The 14,766-nt window shown below is 62.3% G+C and carries 16 protein-coding genes and 1 pseudogene; 3 read left to right on the forward strand and 14 right to left on the reverse strand.

What is annotated here, in order from left to right; translation table 11 throughout:
* Nucleotides 1-38 precede the first annotated feature (38 nt).
* The 4 genes from KHO33_RS04870 to KHO33_RS04885 all read right to left on the reverse strand — a co-directional run bounded on the left by KHO33_RS04870 (nt 39) and on the right by KHO33_RS04885 (nt 2,940).
* Nucleotides 39-1,079: a zinc-dependent alcohol dehydrogenase family protein gene (locus KHO33_RS04870; protein WP_200564577.1), complete on the reverse strand. Its 1,041-nt coding sequence runs from the start codon at nt 1,077-1,079 to the stop codon at nt 39-41.
* A gap of 112 nt (nt 1,080-1,191) precedes the next feature.
* Nucleotides 1,192-1,938: a beta-ketoacyl-ACP reductase gene (locus tag KHO33_RS04875; protein ID WP_054037607.1), complete on the reverse strand. Its 747-nt coding sequence runs from the start codon at nt 1,936-1,938 to the stop codon at nt 1,192-1,194.
* Nucleotides 1,939-2,069: 131 nt separating this feature from the next.
* Nucleotides 2,070-2,528 carry a universal stress protein gene (locus KHO33_RS04880; protein WP_054037447.1) on the reverse strand — a complete coding sequence of 153 codons (459 nt, stop codon included), beginning with the start codon at nt 2,526-2,528 and terminating at the stop codon, nt 2,070-2,072.
* 76 nt (nt 2,529-2,604) lie between these two features.
* A complete protein-coding gene (locus tag KHO33_RS04885) occupies nt 2,605-2,940 on the reverse strand; it encodes a hypothetical protein (protein ID WP_054037449.1) in 336 nt (111 codons plus the stop codon).
* Nucleotides 2,941-3,335: 395 nt separating this feature from the next.
* On the opposite strand from KHO33_RS04885, the pseudogene KHO33_RS04890 reads away from it, so the two are divergent.
* A pseudogene (locus KHO33_RS04890) lies at nt 3,336-3,800 on the forward strand (PAS domain-containing protein); the annotation flags it as partial.
* On the opposite strand, the gene KHO33_RS04895 reads toward KHO33_RS04890, so the two are convergent.
* Nucleotides 3,701-4,750, reverse strand: a complete 1,050-nt coding sequence (locus KHO33_RS04895; protein ID WP_328822797.1) for a potassium channel family protein — start codon at nt 4,748-4,750, stop codon at nt 3,701-3,703. The pseudogene KHO33_RS04890 and the gene KHO33_RS04895 sit on opposite strands and share 100 nt — an antisense overlap.
* Before the next feature lie 216 nt (nt 4,751-4,966).
* Here KHO33_RS04895 and KHO33_RS04900 point away from each other — a divergent pair, with 216 nt between their 5' ends.
* Nucleotides 4,967-6,598 (forward strand): oleate hydratase, encoded by a 1,632-nt coding sequence (locus KHO33_RS04900; RefSeq protein ID WP_054037609.1) that lies wholly within the window; start codon nt 4,967-4,969, stop codon nt 6,596-6,598.
* A gap of 92 nt (nt 6,599-6,690) precedes the next feature.
* On the forward strand, nt 6,691-7,992 hold the full coding sequence (locus tag KHO33_RS04905) for an NRAMP family divalent metal transporter (RefSeq protein ID WP_407946161.1): 1,302 nt from the start codon (nt 6,691-6,693) through the stop codon (nt 7,990-7,992).
* Between the two features lie 36 nt (nt 7,993-8,028).
* Here KHO33_RS04905 and KHO33_RS04910 read toward each other — a convergent pair whose 3' ends face one another.
* From KHO33_RS04910 to atpD, 9 genes are read right to left on the reverse strand one after another with little or no spacing between them, the layout of a single operon-like run.
* Nucleotides 8,029-8,874, reverse strand: coding sequence for a F0F1 ATP synthase subunit gamma (locus KHO33_RS04910; RefSeq protein WP_200564576.1), 846 nt, complete (start codon nt 8,872-8,874; stop codon nt 8,029-8,031).
* Complete coding sequence (locus KHO33_RS04915) at nt 8,871-10,424, reverse strand: F0F1 ATP synthase subunit alpha (protein ID WP_200564575.1); 1,554 nt, start codon at nt 10,422-10,424, stop codon at nt 8,871-8,873. The genes KHO33_RS04910 and KHO33_RS04915 overlap by 4 nt, the downstream gene beginning before the upstream one ends.
* Nucleotide 10,425: 1 nt before the next feature.
* Nucleotides 10,426-11,175, reverse strand: a complete 750-nt coding sequence (locus KHO33_RS04920) for a F0F1 ATP synthase subunit delta (protein ID WP_054037451.1) — start codon at nt 11,173-11,175, stop codon at nt 10,426-10,428.
* A 9-nt stretch (nt 11,176-11,184) separates the two neighbouring features.
* The gene (locus KHO33_RS04925) at nt 11,185-11,433 is read right to left on the reverse strand and encodes a F0F1 ATP synthase subunit C (RefSeq protein WP_054037454.1); all 249 of its coding nucleotides are present in this window, start codon (nt 11,431-11,433) and stop codon (nt 11,185-11,187) included.
* Entirely contained in the window at nt 11,430-12,128 is a 699-nt protein-coding gene (locus KHO33_RS04930; RefSeq protein WP_200564574.1) for a F0F1 ATP synthase subunit A, read from the reverse strand. Before KHO33_RS04930 ends, KHO33_RS04925 begins: the two co-directional genes overlap by 4 nt.
* Nucleotides 12,125-12,406 (reverse strand): ATP synthase subunit I, encoded by a 282-nt coding sequence (locus KHO33_RS04935; protein WP_054037456.1) that lies wholly within the window; start codon nt 12,404-12,406, stop codon nt 12,125-12,127. Before KHO33_RS04935 ends, KHO33_RS04930 begins: the two co-directional genes overlap by 4 nt.
* A complete protein-coding gene (locus KHO33_RS04940; protein ID WP_054037458.1) occupies nt 12,399-12,716 on the reverse strand; it encodes an AtpZ/AtpI family protein in 318 nt (105 codons plus the stop codon). The genes KHO33_RS04935 and KHO33_RS04940 overlap by 8 nt, the downstream gene beginning before the upstream one ends.
* Nucleotides 12,713-13,171, reverse strand: a complete 459-nt coding sequence (locus KHO33_RS04945) for a F0F1 ATP synthase subunit epsilon (RefSeq protein WP_200564573.1) — start codon at nt 13,169-13,171, stop codon at nt 12,713-12,715. Before KHO33_RS04945 ends, KHO33_RS04940 begins: the two co-directional genes overlap by 4 nt.
* Entirely contained in the window at nt 13,168-14,643 is a 1,476-nt protein-coding gene (gene atpD, locus KHO33_RS04950; RefSeq protein WP_054037460.1) for a F0F1 ATP synthase subunit beta, read from the reverse strand. Before atpD ends, KHO33_RS04945 begins: the two co-directional genes overlap by 4 nt.
* Nucleotides 14,644-14,766 lie beyond the last annotated feature (123 nt).

Genomic DNA, 14,766 nt, shown 5'->3' on the forward strand with positions numbered 1-14,766 from the left:
GCAGCCGCCTGCGCGACGCGGTGCCTAGGCGACGCGGCCTAGGCGACCTCAATGATGACCTTCAGCGCATGCGTCTCGGCCGCGCGGCTGAACGTGTCGTACGCACTGGTGACATCCTCGAGCTGGAAGCGGTGTGTAATGAGTTTCGCCGGATCGATGCGGCCGGCCCGAACGGTCTTTAGCAGCATCGGCGTGCTGACGGTATCGACGAGGCGCGTCGTAATTGCGATGTTGCGATCCCACAGCGTTTCGAGGTGCAGATCGGCCTTGACACCGTGCACGCCGACATTCGCGATCACGCCACCGGGTGCGACTATCGCCTCGCACAGCTCGAACGTTGTGGGTATGCCGACCGCCTCGATCGCACAATCGACCCCCGTCTGCTCCGTCAGCTTCATTACCTCGGAAACCGGATCGGCGTGGCCAATGTCGATACATGCAGTCGCGCCGAAGCGGCGCGCGACTTCAAGACGGTTCGGATCGCGATCGATCATCACAATCTGTGCGGGCGAATAGAACTGGGCGGTCAGCAACGCCGCAAGACCGATCGGTCCCGCCCCGACGATCGCCACCGTGCTGCCGGGCTGCACTTTGCCATTCAGAACACCACACTCGAAACCGGTTGGAAGGATGTCCGACAGCATCACCAGTGCCTCTTCGTCGGCACCGGCGGGAATCGGGTACAGGCTGGTGTCGGCGTGCGGAATACGCACATATTCGGCCTGCGTGCCATCGATCCTGTTACCGAGAATCCAGCCGCCGGTAGTGCAGTGTGAATACATGCCCCGCCGGCAATAATCGCATTTGCCGCACGACGAAATGCACGAGATCAACACCCGATCGCCCGGCTTGAACGACGAGACCGCCGAGCCGACCTGCTGCACGACTCCGACTCCCTCATGGCCGAGTACGCGCCCCGGCTCGCAGGTCGGCACATCGCCTTTCAGAATGTGCAGATCGGTGCCGCAAATCGTCGTGCGTGTCATCTTGATGATGGCATCGGTAGGCGCAACGATCTGCGGAACGGGCCGTTCGTCGAGTGATTTCTTGCCGGGACCGTGATACACAAGCGCTTTCATGTACTGCCTCCGTTAATCGAAACGAGCGTGCTGAATGACAGACTTTGGCACTGTGAACGCCGTATCCGCCGATGCGTGTCTTCCAAGCGCACCATCGTGCAGCCTTCCAAAGTCATCGCATATGCATGCCGCCATTGATCGCGAAATCTGCGCCCGTGACGAAACCCGCGTCGTCCGAACAGAGAAACGCGACGAGCGCGGCGATCTCATCGGGCTGACCGAGTCGGCCAACTGGAATTTGCGGCAATATTTTTGTGTCCATGACGTCCGTTGGAATCGCGGCGGTCATCGCAGTCGCCAGATAGCCGGGCGACACCGTATTGACCGTCACGCCATGTTTCGCGACCTCAAGCGCAAGCGACATCGTGAAGCCGTGAATGCCTGCCTTGGCCGCCGCATAATTGGTCTGACCGAATGCGCCGCGAGCGCCGTTCACCGAACCGATATTGACGACACGTCCGAACCGTTGCTCGACCATTCCCTTTAGCAATGGCTTGGTCATATTGAACAGTGAGTCGAGATCGGTGCGCAGCACCGCATCCCAATCTTCCTTGTTCATCTTGGCGAAGGTCGAATCGCGCGTGATGCCTGCATTGTTGATAAGAACATCGATCGTGCCAAACTCGTTGAGCACGCGTTCGGCGCAATGTGCGCATGAGTCGAAGTCGGTCACGTCCGCCTCGTATGCCTGAAAGCGGCGTCCGGCGTCGCGTTCACGCATGAGCCAGGTGGCAACGTGATCGTTGCGCTCGGAATGCGACATGGCAACGACCATGCCGGCATCATGCAAGCGCCGACTGATGGCGGCGCCGAGCCCGCCCATTCCGCCGGTGACAAAGGCGACTCGCTTAGCCGACATGGTGTTCTCCTTGCGTTGAAGTTCATTCAATCTACGCGACGCTCCCAGAGACCGATTGATGTGTATCAAGCGTGCGGCGCTCCGCGGCACATGTTGAAAGTGAACGGCCACCACGCCTGCCAGAACGACATTCAGGCACCGGTCCAGGTCTCCCTGATCAGCAACACGGGACACGTCGACTGCCGCACGAACCGCTCCGCGACACTGCCGATCACCATGCGGCGCATGCCGCGCCGCCCATGCGTGCCCATCACGACGAGGTCCGCACGGAACTGAGCGGCGCAGCGAGCGAGGCAAGTGGCAACGTCCTCGCCGATACCTTGCGTCTCGATGATCTCGGCATCACCCGTCACGGCGAACTCCTGCATCTTTGCGCAAGCCTTGTCGAGGAACCCGCGTCCGACCTGCCGCGCCGTGTCGGTCAGCAGATGCGGATCGCAGGCACCCGCGAACGTGAACGCCGCGGACTGGTCCAGCACATGGACCGCCGTCAGCTTGCCGCCCGACAGCCTGGCGATCCGGATGGCTTCGTTCACCGCATACTTCGACGCTTCACTGCCGTCCACTGCCACCAGAATATTTGCGTACATGACTCCCCTCCTCATTGAGGCGACAGGAAAGACAGGCATAGCGCCGCAACGGACACAAGCTTTCCTGACGCCGTGATTAACCCGGGCGTCGGTCGAGTTTCCGCTCAGCGACATCGAATGCGGTCCGGACCGCTATGTTCGGATCGACATTCAGGCAATGCTCGATCGGGACGAGTTCTCCGTTACGCATGATCAGGTCAAGCCGTGCGTCGAAAACCGGATGGCGAATCTCGGCAGTGGGCGCGCTGGCTCCGGCAACTCCCGACGGTTCACGAATAGCCTCGATCGCCAGGTGACAACCCGCGATAGACCTGCTGAACCGTTCGAGGCGCACCAGTTGGGTAGCCGCCTCGCCCTCGATCTGCGACGTCCCGGCAAAGCCGAGATACACGATTTGCATACCGACACCCATCTCTGTTCTCCCAGACATGCCGCGATTTCTCTGGTGAGGCCGGCCTCTTTCGCGACTACAGGAAGATCGGCGGTACATCGTTGCCGGCAATGTCCGGCGACGCTGTTGATTCCACGGCTTCTTTGCGGAACTTCAGTTTCATTCGTCGGTTGTGCGCGGCCCTCGGGCTTACAACTCTTCGTAATCGGGTCGCCCCGATAGCCACGTATGCTTGGCGGCATGATTGAATGATCGGCGCGAACGGCGCGTGACAATTGACTTGTGTCAACGCATTGCTAGCTGCACACCGGGCTGCCACATGTTCCGAGCCTTCGGTCGGCAGCCGGCAAACAGCGTAAGCAAGAAGGGTTACGCTGTCCCACCGGTCATCGGTGGCTTACAACGTTCGTCTGGAGATGGCGGTGGATTTCGAATGGAATGATGCGAAGCGCAGAGCTGGCGCGGCGAACGACTCCGACGTCCCGCTGGAGGATCGCTATCAGCTACTGATCGATGCTGTACAGGATTACGCGATTTTCATGCTCGATCCCGCGGGCCGCGTGGCGAGCTGGAACAGCGGGGCCCGGAAAATCAAAGGATATTCCGCCGACGAAATCGTCGGGCGCCATTTTTCGCTCTTCTATACACCAGAAGATGTCGCCGCGGATAAGCCGGGGCGTGAACTGGCCCTTGCTACGGCGCGCGGCAGAGCGGAAGATCAGGGCTGGCGCGTACGCCAGGACGGATCGCGTTTCTGGGCGGACGTCACGATCACCGCGGTCTATGACCCGTCCGGCGCGTTACTCGGCTTTGCCAAGGTCACGCGCGATATGACCGAACGCGTGCGGCTTGCCGAACTCGAGCATGTTGGATCTCGCTCAACGGGGCCTTCATCGTCATGCGCCTTCGCGCCCAGGCTGCCTACTTCTCTGCGCAGTGAGGCGATTTCCGCTTGCAAAGTCTTGATATCACGATGCATCTCACGGCGCAGCAGACGCTCTTCCTGTTCGACGAAAATGGCTGCAATGCTGGCGAACACCAGCGATAGCAGACCATAGCCGAGCAACACGACGAAAGCGGCAAAGACGCGCGATGCCGGGGTAGTCGGCGCCATGTCTCCGTACCCGACTGTTGCACTGCTTTCGAATGCGAGCCAGACGCCCTCGGCGTAGGTATGCACGCCCGGTTCGAGCCAGTAAAACCCGGCTCCCGCCGAAGCCAGCAGAACCGCTGCCGTTACCAGCAGCAGAAACAATCGGTTGGGCGTGAAGAATCCGCGCAGCGACACCACTATTCGCGCCGCCACCAGGCCCATAAACAGAATACGCAGAACCCACTCGAGTGACGACCAGGGGGTGACGCCCCATGCGATGCTGGTCGCGGCTCCGATCGCGATCAGAACGTCATAGCGGTTTCGCATGAGAAACCGCTTGGGTTTGTGGCTCAGATGCACCATCCAGGCCAGTGAAACAGCGAAGCCGGCCACCATGCACACGTATAACGCCCGGCCCATCTGATGAAGCATGGGCGAGTCAACGGCCAGTTCGAGATAAAAGGCGGGAATGGCGAGCAGGCTGGCGCCAAACAGGATCCACTGCAACCACCGCCATGTGCGCACCGCCCGTGCGTCGTCATGCGGATCGACACCACCCAAGCCGGCTACGCGAAAACCATCGTTCATCTCGCCAACGCCTCCGAGGTTACAACGCTCAATCGCGACGCCAATCCCGTCCGGCGCCCGTTCATGACATCGCCGCTTCGGTAATCGGAAAAACGCCACTTGCTGCTCCAGCGTATGAGTTCGGCCTCGGCGGACTTTGATACGGATCATAAGGTTGCGAGATGTGCCGACACAAAGCCTGCAAACGCCAGCAGCACGCGAACCAGATCGCGCGATGTAAGGCAATCGGGCACGCCCTGATGACCGCTGCTTGATCCAACTCAATCGGAACGCCAGCGCCGCGGGTATGTTGGATCGACGTCCAATGTGCGCATTCGGGCAGCCCGCGACATTCGGATGGCGACGAACATTAAAAGGAACATCGACGTGCAAAACTCTGACCCGACTCCCGAACGGTCCCTCACCGCTGAAGTTGATAGCTACGATGCAGAGGACGGCAAGTTCTACCTCGTCGGTGGCGGCATCGCTTCATTAGCGGCGGCGGCCTTCCTTATCCGCGATGGGCACGTACGCGGTTGCGACATCACGATTCTGGAAGCGCTCGACAAACCTGGCGGCAGCCTCGACGGCTCGGGTTCGGCGGAAAGCGGCTACGTCGTGCGCGGCGGCCGCATGCTCGAAAGCAAGTATCTGTGCACCTATGATCTGTTCTCGTCCATACCGGCTCTGGACGGCAGCAAAAGTGTGACGCAGGAGATATTCGAGTGGAACGAAACGATCAGCACCTCGTCCAGGTCGCGGCTCGTCAGAAATGGCAAACGCGAAGATACCCCCGCTTACGGGTTGGATGAACATGACCTGCTGACGTTGGGGCGCCTGTCGATCGAACCAGAAGTCATGCTCGGCAACAGCCGCATTTCCGATCACTTCGATGTGTCTTTCTTCGAAACCAATTTCTGGTTGATGTGGTGTACGACGTTCGCGTTCCAGCCGTGGCATAGCGCGGTCGAGTTCCGGCGCTATCTCCTGCGCTTCGCCCATATGTCCTCCGGATTCAACCAGTTGCACGGCATCATGCGCACGGTCTACAACCAGTACGATTCGATGATCCTGCCACTGCGCCGCTGGCTGGACGAACATGGCGTTGCGTTCCGGCCGAACATCCAGGTGACCGATCTGCTGTTCGACGAAAGCGGCGCGGAGAACCGCGTCCGTGGCATTGTCTGTAAAACCGCGCATCGGCGCCTCGAGATACCGGTCGCGACGGCAGACAAGGTCGCCGTCACACTCGGATCGATGACCGCCGGCTCCAGCCTCGGCAGCATGGACCACCCCGCGGCTTTGACTACCGTCGACAGCACAGGCGCCTGGGCCCTGTGGAAGACGATCGCCGCGGGCCGGCCCGAATTCGGTCACCCTTCCGTTTTCGCGGATCATATCGACGAGTCGAAGTGGCTGTCGTTCACGGTCACGTTGCGCGACCCGGCGCTGTTCCGGCTGATCCGCGACCTGACCGGCAATATGCCGGGTGAAGGCGGCCTGATTACCTTTCCCGAGTCAAGTTGGCTCGCGTCCATCGTGTTGCCGCATCAGCCGCATTTCATCGGTCAGCCTGCGGACGTGCAGGTGCTGTGGGGCTACGGCTTGCGGGTCGACCAGCCCGGCGATTTCGTCGGGAAGCCCATGTCGGCATGCACCGGCCGCGAAATTTTGACCGAAATCCTTGGCCATTTGCGGATCGAAGCAGAAGCAGCGCATATTCTCGAACACGCCAATAGCATTCCCTGCCTGATGCCGTTCATCACGAGCCAGTTCATGCCACGCAGCCAGGGCGACCGGCCGCATGTGAGCCCTGACGGCTGGCAAAATCTTGCGTTTACGGGGCAGTTCTGCGAGCTGCCCGACGATGTTGTCTTCACCGTCGAATACTCGGTTCGTTCAGCGCAGAATGCGGTGTACGCGTTACTAGGACTCGATCTTGCAGCGTCAGACGTCTACAAAGGGCAGCACGATCCGCGAATCGTGTACAAGGCGTTTTCAGCGTTGCGTGACCGCTAGCGCTCGCTATCCTGCTTCCCGCTAGAACCGTGCGGCCAAGGTGCGCCGCTCTCCAAGAAAACCGTGTCAACGTCTTTCAGCGAGGTAATGTAGTGGACATCGACCGGCCGCCGCAGACCAAAAGCTATCGCGCGCTTCTTGGACGTCTGAAGGAGCATCCGCTCGCACGCGTCGGCCCGGGCCTCATCACCGGTGTCGCCGATGACGATCCGAGCGGCATCGCCACCTATTCGCAGGCAGGCGCGCAGTTCGGCCTGAACATGCTCTGGACGATGCCGCTCGCCTTCCCGTTGATGGCAGCCGTCCAGGCTATGTGCGCGAACCTTGGCCGGGTAACCGGCAAAGGACTCGCCGCCAACATCAAGAGCGCATTTCCGCCGGTCGTGCTTCAGGGTGTCGTGTTGTTGCTGCTCGTCGCCAATGTCCTGAATATCGCTGCCGACGTCGCCGCCATGGGTGAAGTCGCGGAACTCGTGAGCGGCATCGACCGCCATCTGATGACGGCCTGCTTCGTGTTCGGAACACTGCTGTTGCAGGTATTTGTCCCCTACCACCGGTACGTCTTCTTTCTGAAGTGGCTGACCGTCTCGCTGCTCGCCTATGCCGCCGTACTATTCACGGTTCACGTACCGTGGAGCGAAGTCGCGCTGCGCACGCTATGGCCGCACCTTACGCTGAATGCCAACGCGGCGGCGGTGATCGTTGGCGTGTTCGGCACGACGATCAGCCCTTACCTCTTTTTCTGGCAGGCGTCCGAAGAAGTCGAAGAGATGCAGGCGAATGGCGGCAGCGCCGCGCTAGTGAATGACGCGGGAGCGGCGCCCACAGAGCTTCGCCGCATTCGCTGGGACACCTGGACCGGCATGTTCTATTCGGACGTCACGGCTTTTTTCATCATTCTGGCAACCGCCGTCACGCTGCATGTAGCCGGTGTGACCGACATCACCACCGCAGCGCAAGCCGCGAGCGCGCTGCGGCCGCTTGCCGGCAATTTTGCCTACATCCTTTTTGCGCTGGGTATCCTCGGTGTCGGCCTGATCGGCGTGCCGGTGCTCGCCGGCTCCGGCGCTTATGCGCTCTCCGAGGCGATGGGATGGCGCGAAGGTCTGGAGCGTAAGGTCCGGGACGCACGCGGTTTCTACGCCATCATCGCCGTCAGCGTGCTGGCGGCACTCGCCATCCAGTATTCGCCGATCAGTCCGATGAAGGCTTTGTTCTGGAGCGCGGTCATCAACGGCGTCGTGGCCGTGCCGTTGATGGTCGTGATTCTGATCCTCGTGTCCAGAAAATCGGTCATGGGCGCGTTCACCGCCAGCCGGCCGCTCGTCGTTCTCGGCTCGATCGCTACGCTGGTGATGGGCGTGGCCGCTGTCCTGATGCTGCTGCCGTCTTAGACAGTCCGATCGCCTTTGCTTCCCTTCCAGAACTATTCAAACGCCGGCCCCGGCACCCGCCGCGAGCTCCACGATATCGGCCGTGATCTCGTCCTGACGAACCTGCCGGTAGCGTTGCGTAAGGTCGGCAAGGGTCTCCTTCACATTGGCGCGCGCGGCCAGCATCGCGCGCACGCGTGCCTCGTTTTCGGCAGCGAACGACAGCATCAATGCCTCGCACAACTCGACATACACGTAGGCTTCGACCAGTCCCGCAAGCAGACGACCGGCGGGCAATGTGAGTAACGGCGGTTGGCTGCGCCGCTCAACGGAAAATCGCGAGAAATCGAACGGAATCAGGCTGTGTTCGACGATCTCGCAGTGCGCCGCGATGCCCGGCACTGCGTGAATGACCGAGACGTGGGTCACGCCTCGATCGGCAAGACGCGCATAGAGCGCGTCAGTGATCTGGCTTGCGAGCGACGGTACGTCGTCAGCATGGGAGGCCGCGGGAGAACTCCAGGCGAACGGCAGCCGGCGTTCATTTGCCACAATTTCGCCGCGGGTACCAACGAGCAGCAGCTCACACTGCGCCGACGTCAGACGGGACAACGCGTGGTCGATGATCTGCTCGTTGAACGAGCCGACGAAACCCTGCTCCGCGCACAGCGCAATGACGATCCGCGCACCGTGCTCCAGCACGCGCGCAGGTTCCCCCGAAGCGTGGGCCAGCGCGGCGCCAATCGCAGCGCCCACTGTCGAAGCCGACGAACGGATCCCCGGCAACCGCCGTTGGGCTTCGCGCGAACGTGCTGCCGCAATGCCGCGCATCGCCCCAATAACGGCGTCCAGTTGCCGGGCGGTCGCGCTGCGCGACTCGATTTCGGCGAGTTTTCCGCTCATGGCGTGTTCCCGCTGCTTGCCGTGCCGCTAGCGGCCGCCGGCGCGAACTGCTGCACCAGTTCGCGAACTGCAGCAACCAGCACCGCTTGAACGTTGGCGCTCAACGGCGTGCGCGAGGACCGCGAAAATCCCGCCGCGATCTGGCTTTGCAGGCGCTGGCTCGCCAGATGTCCGGCCAGTTGTGTTCGCACTTGCACGACAATTTCGCTCGGCACTGAATCGAACACCCCCTCCGCCAATGCTGACAATAGAGCGATCTCTTCGAGCGTGCTTAGCGCGCTGAAGCGCGGCTGCGCGATCAACGCACGGATACGTTCCCCGCGGGCTATCTTGCCGGCGACATGCGCATCCGTCAGCCCACCGAAGCGGCTGAACATCTCCAGCTCCAGAAACTGCGCGTAATCGAGGCGCAGTCGTCCCGACACGCCCCGCAAAGCCGGATGTTGCGCCTTGCCGCCGACACGGCTGACGCTCAAGCCCACGTCGACGGCCGGACGCTGGTTTGCCGCGAACAGCGCCGCATCGAGCACGATTTGACCGTCCGTAATCGAAATGAGATTGGTCGGGATATACGCGGACAGGTTGCCCATATCGGTTTCCGCGATCGGCAGCGCGGTTAGCGATCCGCCACCCAACCCCGCCGACAGCTTCGCCGCGCGTTCCAGCAAGCGGGCGTGGACATAGAAGATGTCGCCAGGATAGGCCTCGCGCCCCGGCGGCTCGCGCGTCAGCAGCGCCAGTTCACGATGCGTCGCGGCATGCTTGCTGAGGTCGTCGACAACAACCAGTGCGTGCTGCCCCCGATCGCGAAAGTACTCGGCGATCGTGAAGCCGGCGAACGGCGCGATCCATTGCAATCCCGGCGCTGACGCCGCGGCTGCAACAACGAAGATGCAGCGCTCGGGCGCTCCGTACTGACGCACTGATTCGATGACCCGCTGCACGGCGGTTGTGCGCTGGCCGATCGCCACGTAGACGCAGATCATGTCCGAATGCTTCTGGTTGACGATTGTGTCGATCGCTAAAGCGGTCTTGCCCGTCGCACGATCGCCGATAATCAGCTCGCGCTGCCCGCGGCCGATCGCGAACAGCGCATCGACGAGAAGTACACCCGTTTCGACGGGCTCACTGACCAGATCGCGCTCGATGATCGCCGGCGCCGGCCGTTCGACCGGCATGCGCGTCTCGGCAACGATCGGATCGTCGCGATCGAGCGGTCGCCCGAGCGGATCGATCACACGCCCGAGCAGCCCTTCTCCAACCGGCACTTGCAGCACAGTGCCGGTGCAGGTCACGCAAGAGCCCGCTTCAACGGCGGTGCCGTCGTCAAGCAGCACAACGCTGATGACGCCCGCATCCAGCGTGTGCGCAAAGCCGGTCGCGCCGCTCTCGAAATGGAGCAGTTCGTTGAGAGCCGCATCCGGCAGTCCCGAGACAAATGCGATGCCATCGCCAAACCGTTCAACGCGTCCGAGCGTCTGCGCGTGCGGCTTCACAACCGTTCGGGCGAGTGTGTTGCGCTGGTCCGCGAGCCACGGATCGTCAGTCATGTCAGTTGGGCGCATTATCGCCACTCAGCAGCGCCGCGCTAATCTGCACGAGATCGGCCTTGAAACTGTTGCGCACCACTGCATGGACGGCCGTCAGTTCCAATCCGGCGATCAGAGAAGGGTCGACTTCGATCTGAAGGGATACCGGCCGGTTCAGACAGGTCGTCAGCGCGGCGCGGCAGCTCTCCTGTTCCTGCTGGCTCAGCGTGCGCGGCGCGGAGAGTGAAAGCGCCACACCGTTTGCGCCGAGTTCCGTCCGAACCTGCGCGGGCAACTGGGCGATCCCGTCGACGAGACCGCCGATGAAACCGCTCACCCGCGCACTCTCAGGCAGCCGGTCAAGCAGTTTTGTCGCGATATCGATGGCGAGTTGCGTCGCCCGGGCGGCGACAAGCTTGCCCTGCTCCGCACGCGCCGCCTCGGTTTCGGCGGTAGCTGTTGCGCGCAGCCTGTCCGCGTCAGCGTGCGCCGTGGCCAGCAACGCGGCCTTCTCGTTCTCGGCTTCCGCAGCGATCGTTTTCATGGCGTCGGCGCGAGCGGCGACAAGCCGCTGGGTCTCGTGAACCGCCGCGTCTCGCTCGAGGACGGCCGCGTGCTTCGCCGCGTCGGCATCCGCAATCAATGCTTGCGCCGCCTTCTGACGCTCGGCGATGATGCCCGCGACCGGACGGAACAGGAAGCGCGCCAGCAACCATATGAGCACCAGCGCATTGATGGTCTGCAGCAGGAGTGTCGACCAGTCGATTCGCATGGCCGCCGCCTATTTGACGAACGGGTTGGCGAAGAGCAGCAATAACGCGATCACGAGGCAATAGATCGCCATCGTCTCGATCATTGCAAGCCCGACGAAGAGCGTGCGTGACACGGTTCCGGCCGAGTCCGGTTGCCGCGCGATCGCATCCATCGCGGCGGCGACAGCACGGCCTTCAGCAAGCGCCGGGCCGATCGCGCCGAACGATACAGCCAGCGCCGCAGCGGCAATGCTGACAACTTCGATGAGGTTATTCATGAGACTTCGCCCTTTTTTATGTTGACCTGATTGTGGGTATCGCTGATCGCCGCGCCGATGAAAACCATCGCCAGCACGGAAAAAATATAGGCTTGCACCGCGCCGGTGAGCAGGTCCAGCGCCATCAGCGGAATGGGTACGAGCAACCCTGCGAGCGATAGGATGATCCCGATCACAAACACGCCACTCATCACATTGCCGAACAGGCGCACAACGAGTGAAAACGTCCGGGTGATCTGCTCGACGACATTCAGCGGGATCATGACCCAGCTCGGCTCGGCGAATGCCGCAAGGTAGGCGGCCGTGCCTCGCGTTCGAATGCCGTAGAAAACCGTGGCGCCCAGCACGATCAGCGCAAGCGCGGCATCGGTCTCGAGGTGTGCGGTCGGCGGACTCACCCCCGGCACGAGCGCCGACCAGTTGGCAATCAGCACGAAGATGAAGAGCGTACCGATCAGCGCACGGTAAGTGGCGGGCTCGGTTTGCATGGTGTCGCGGATCTGCTGATCGATCGTGACGACCAGCAGTTCAAGCGCGGTTTGCAGCCTGGTCGGCGCGAGCGACAACTTTCGGCACAGAACGACTGCCCCTACAGTCAGCAGAATCATGAGTGCCCACGTGACCAGTACCGGCGCCGTAATGGCTAGCGGGCCGATTTGCCACAGCGGCGCGGTCGCGAGCGGCGAAGTGGTCATTGGCTGCCTCCATAGCGCCGCACCGTTACGCCACGCGCAAACAGAAACCCCATCATGCCCGCGAGCAGCCCTATGGCGCCGACATGCGCGAGCATCAGAAATAGCGCCCCGGTGAGCGCGAATCTGGCAAGCTGCAAGGCTAGGGCCGGCATCGCTTTGCCCGATGCGAACAACGGCCAGTTCCAGCGCAGCGACAGGAAATGCCACGCACCGGCCAGGATTCCCACTGAGAGTCCCAGCGCGAGTTGTGCCGCTATCGGCGGCAGTGGACTATTCATGATGGTTCCGTTGCTGACGATGCATCCACTTCCATGCCGACCAGAAGCCGACGGCTACGCCGATCATCAGCAGCGGCGCCGAGAAGAACACGCGCGTGCCGAATGTCCGGTCCAGCCAATGGCCGAGCGCGAGACCCATCAGCGTGGGCAGGACAATGGCCCAACCGAGAATGCCGATCTGGCCGAGCCGGCTGCCGAGCGACGGTTCCGGCTCCTCGCGACCGCGTAAATCGCGCTCGGCCGCCTGTCTGGCGGCGCTGGCGATCTGCTCGCCCCGCTGCTTGCCCTCGTCCGTGTGGCGCCCGTTCATCGCAGGATTCCTCCAATGCTATCCGCGGCCACGCCGTCGGCGCCTGCGCGTGGCCGCAGATAGCGGAGCATCTGACGCACGGCGCGAGCATGCAGTTGCAACTGCTCGACGCGGGCGCGCCGCGCCGCATCGACCTCGCTGGCGTGGCGGCTGCGAACACCTTGTTCAAGGCCTTCAAGGGAGTCGCCGGGGACCGCTTCGCGGCAAGCAATGGAAACGTCCGTTCCGTGCGAGACCAATAGCACGCCGCCATCCACCGCGCAGTAGTGGATCGAATCATCCGCGCACATCCAGCGGACCACCGAGGGCGCCAGCAGCGTCACGAAGTCGGCATGACCGGTCCGGATGCCGAACGAGCCGCTTTCATCCTCCGCGCGTAGAGACACGATCTCGACTGCGTCGAACCATACGCGCGACGGCGTGGCCAACGTCAGCGTCAGGCGGGTGGCGCTCATTTCGCGATCTCCGCGACGTGGGTCGCGCTGTCTTGCATGGCGGATTGCTCCTTGAGGCGGCCTTCGTCGAGGGTGCCGATCATGTAGAGCGAGCTTTCCTGCCACGTATCGCACTCGCCCGCCAGAATCGCCTTGCACCCGGCAATCGTATCGGCGAGTGCCACCGAACGGCCCGCTTCACCCGTAAAGGCTTCGGTGACGACGAACGGCTGGGTCAGAAAGCGCTGCAAGCGCCGGGCTCGCCCCACGAGGGCGCGGTCCTCCGCGCCCAGTTCCTCTATACCGAGTAGGGAGATGACATCCTGCAGCTCACGGTAGTGTTCGATGATCCTGCGCACCTCGGTCGCGACGTTCGCGTGTTCCTCGCCGACCACAAGCGGATCGAGCAGGATCGAAGACGATGCGATCGGATCGATCGCGGGATACATGCCTTCGGCGGCCATTGCACGCGACAACACGACCATGCTGTCGATGTGCGCGGCGATCGCGGTCACTGCGGGATCGGTGAAATCGTCGGCCGGCACATACACCGCTTCGATTGCGGTGACCGATGCGTCCCCTACCGACACAATGCGCTCCTGCAGGCTTGCGACTTCGCTCGCGAGCGTGGGCTGGTAGCCCACTCTGGACGGCATGCGCCCGAGCAGGCCCGATACCTCGGCCCCAGCCTGCACGAAGCGAAAAACGTTATCCATGAGCAGGAGAACGTTCTGGTGGCGTTCGTCACGGAAATACTCGGCGATTGTCAGCGCCGTAAAGGGCACGCGCCAGCGCGCGCCCGGCGGCTCGTTCATCTGTCCATAGACCAGCACGGTGCGCGCCAGCACGCCGGACGTGCGCATGTCGAGCAGCATTTCGTGCCCTTCACGTGAGCGTTCGCCAACGCCCGCGAATACGGAGATTCCTTGATAACGCTCCACCATCGCATGGATCAATTCCATGACCAGCACCGTTTTGCCGACCCCTGCGCCGCCGAACATCGCGGCCTTGCCGCCTTGGGCGAGCGGCGCGAGCAGGTCGATCACCTTGATGCCCGTTGCAAACAACGTGGTGGTGCCTTTCTGCGAAGCGAGCGGCGGCGCGGCGCGATGAATCGGGCGGCGCTCGATCTGTGCGGGTAAGGCTTCGCCGTCGTCACGGGTCGCGCCGGTCACATCGAGCAGCCTGCCTAGCACAGCCTCGCCAACCGGTGCTTCGATCGGCCCGCCACACACGCTCACGCGGGCGCCGCGCCGCAATCCAGCGGTGGACTGCAGCGCCAGCGCTCGCACCGTGGTTTCGCTCAAATGGGCTTGTACCTCAGCAAGCACCGGCGCGAGGTCGTCCGACAGGATGAGGAGCGCGTCGTCCACTGGCGGCAGCATGTCATCGGCAAACGTCACGTCGACGACTGCACCACGTACGGCGACCACATAGCCGTCTCTTGTGGTCAACGGGGTTGTCGAGAACGAGGTCGCCAGATCAGCCGACATTGTTGGGCCTCCATGCGGCCAATTTCGAATAGTCCAGGATAGCGCCGCGCGCACTCGATCAACTGATCTTCATCAAACTTGTGCGAGATGACGTTTAACCAGAAACAGTCTGTTGTTCATGTC

The organism is Paraburkholderia nemoris (assembly GCF_905221015.1).
Taxonomy (GTDB): Bacteria; Pseudomonadota; Gammaproteobacteria; order Burkholderiales; family Burkholderiaceae; genus Paraburkholderia; species Paraburkholderia nemoris.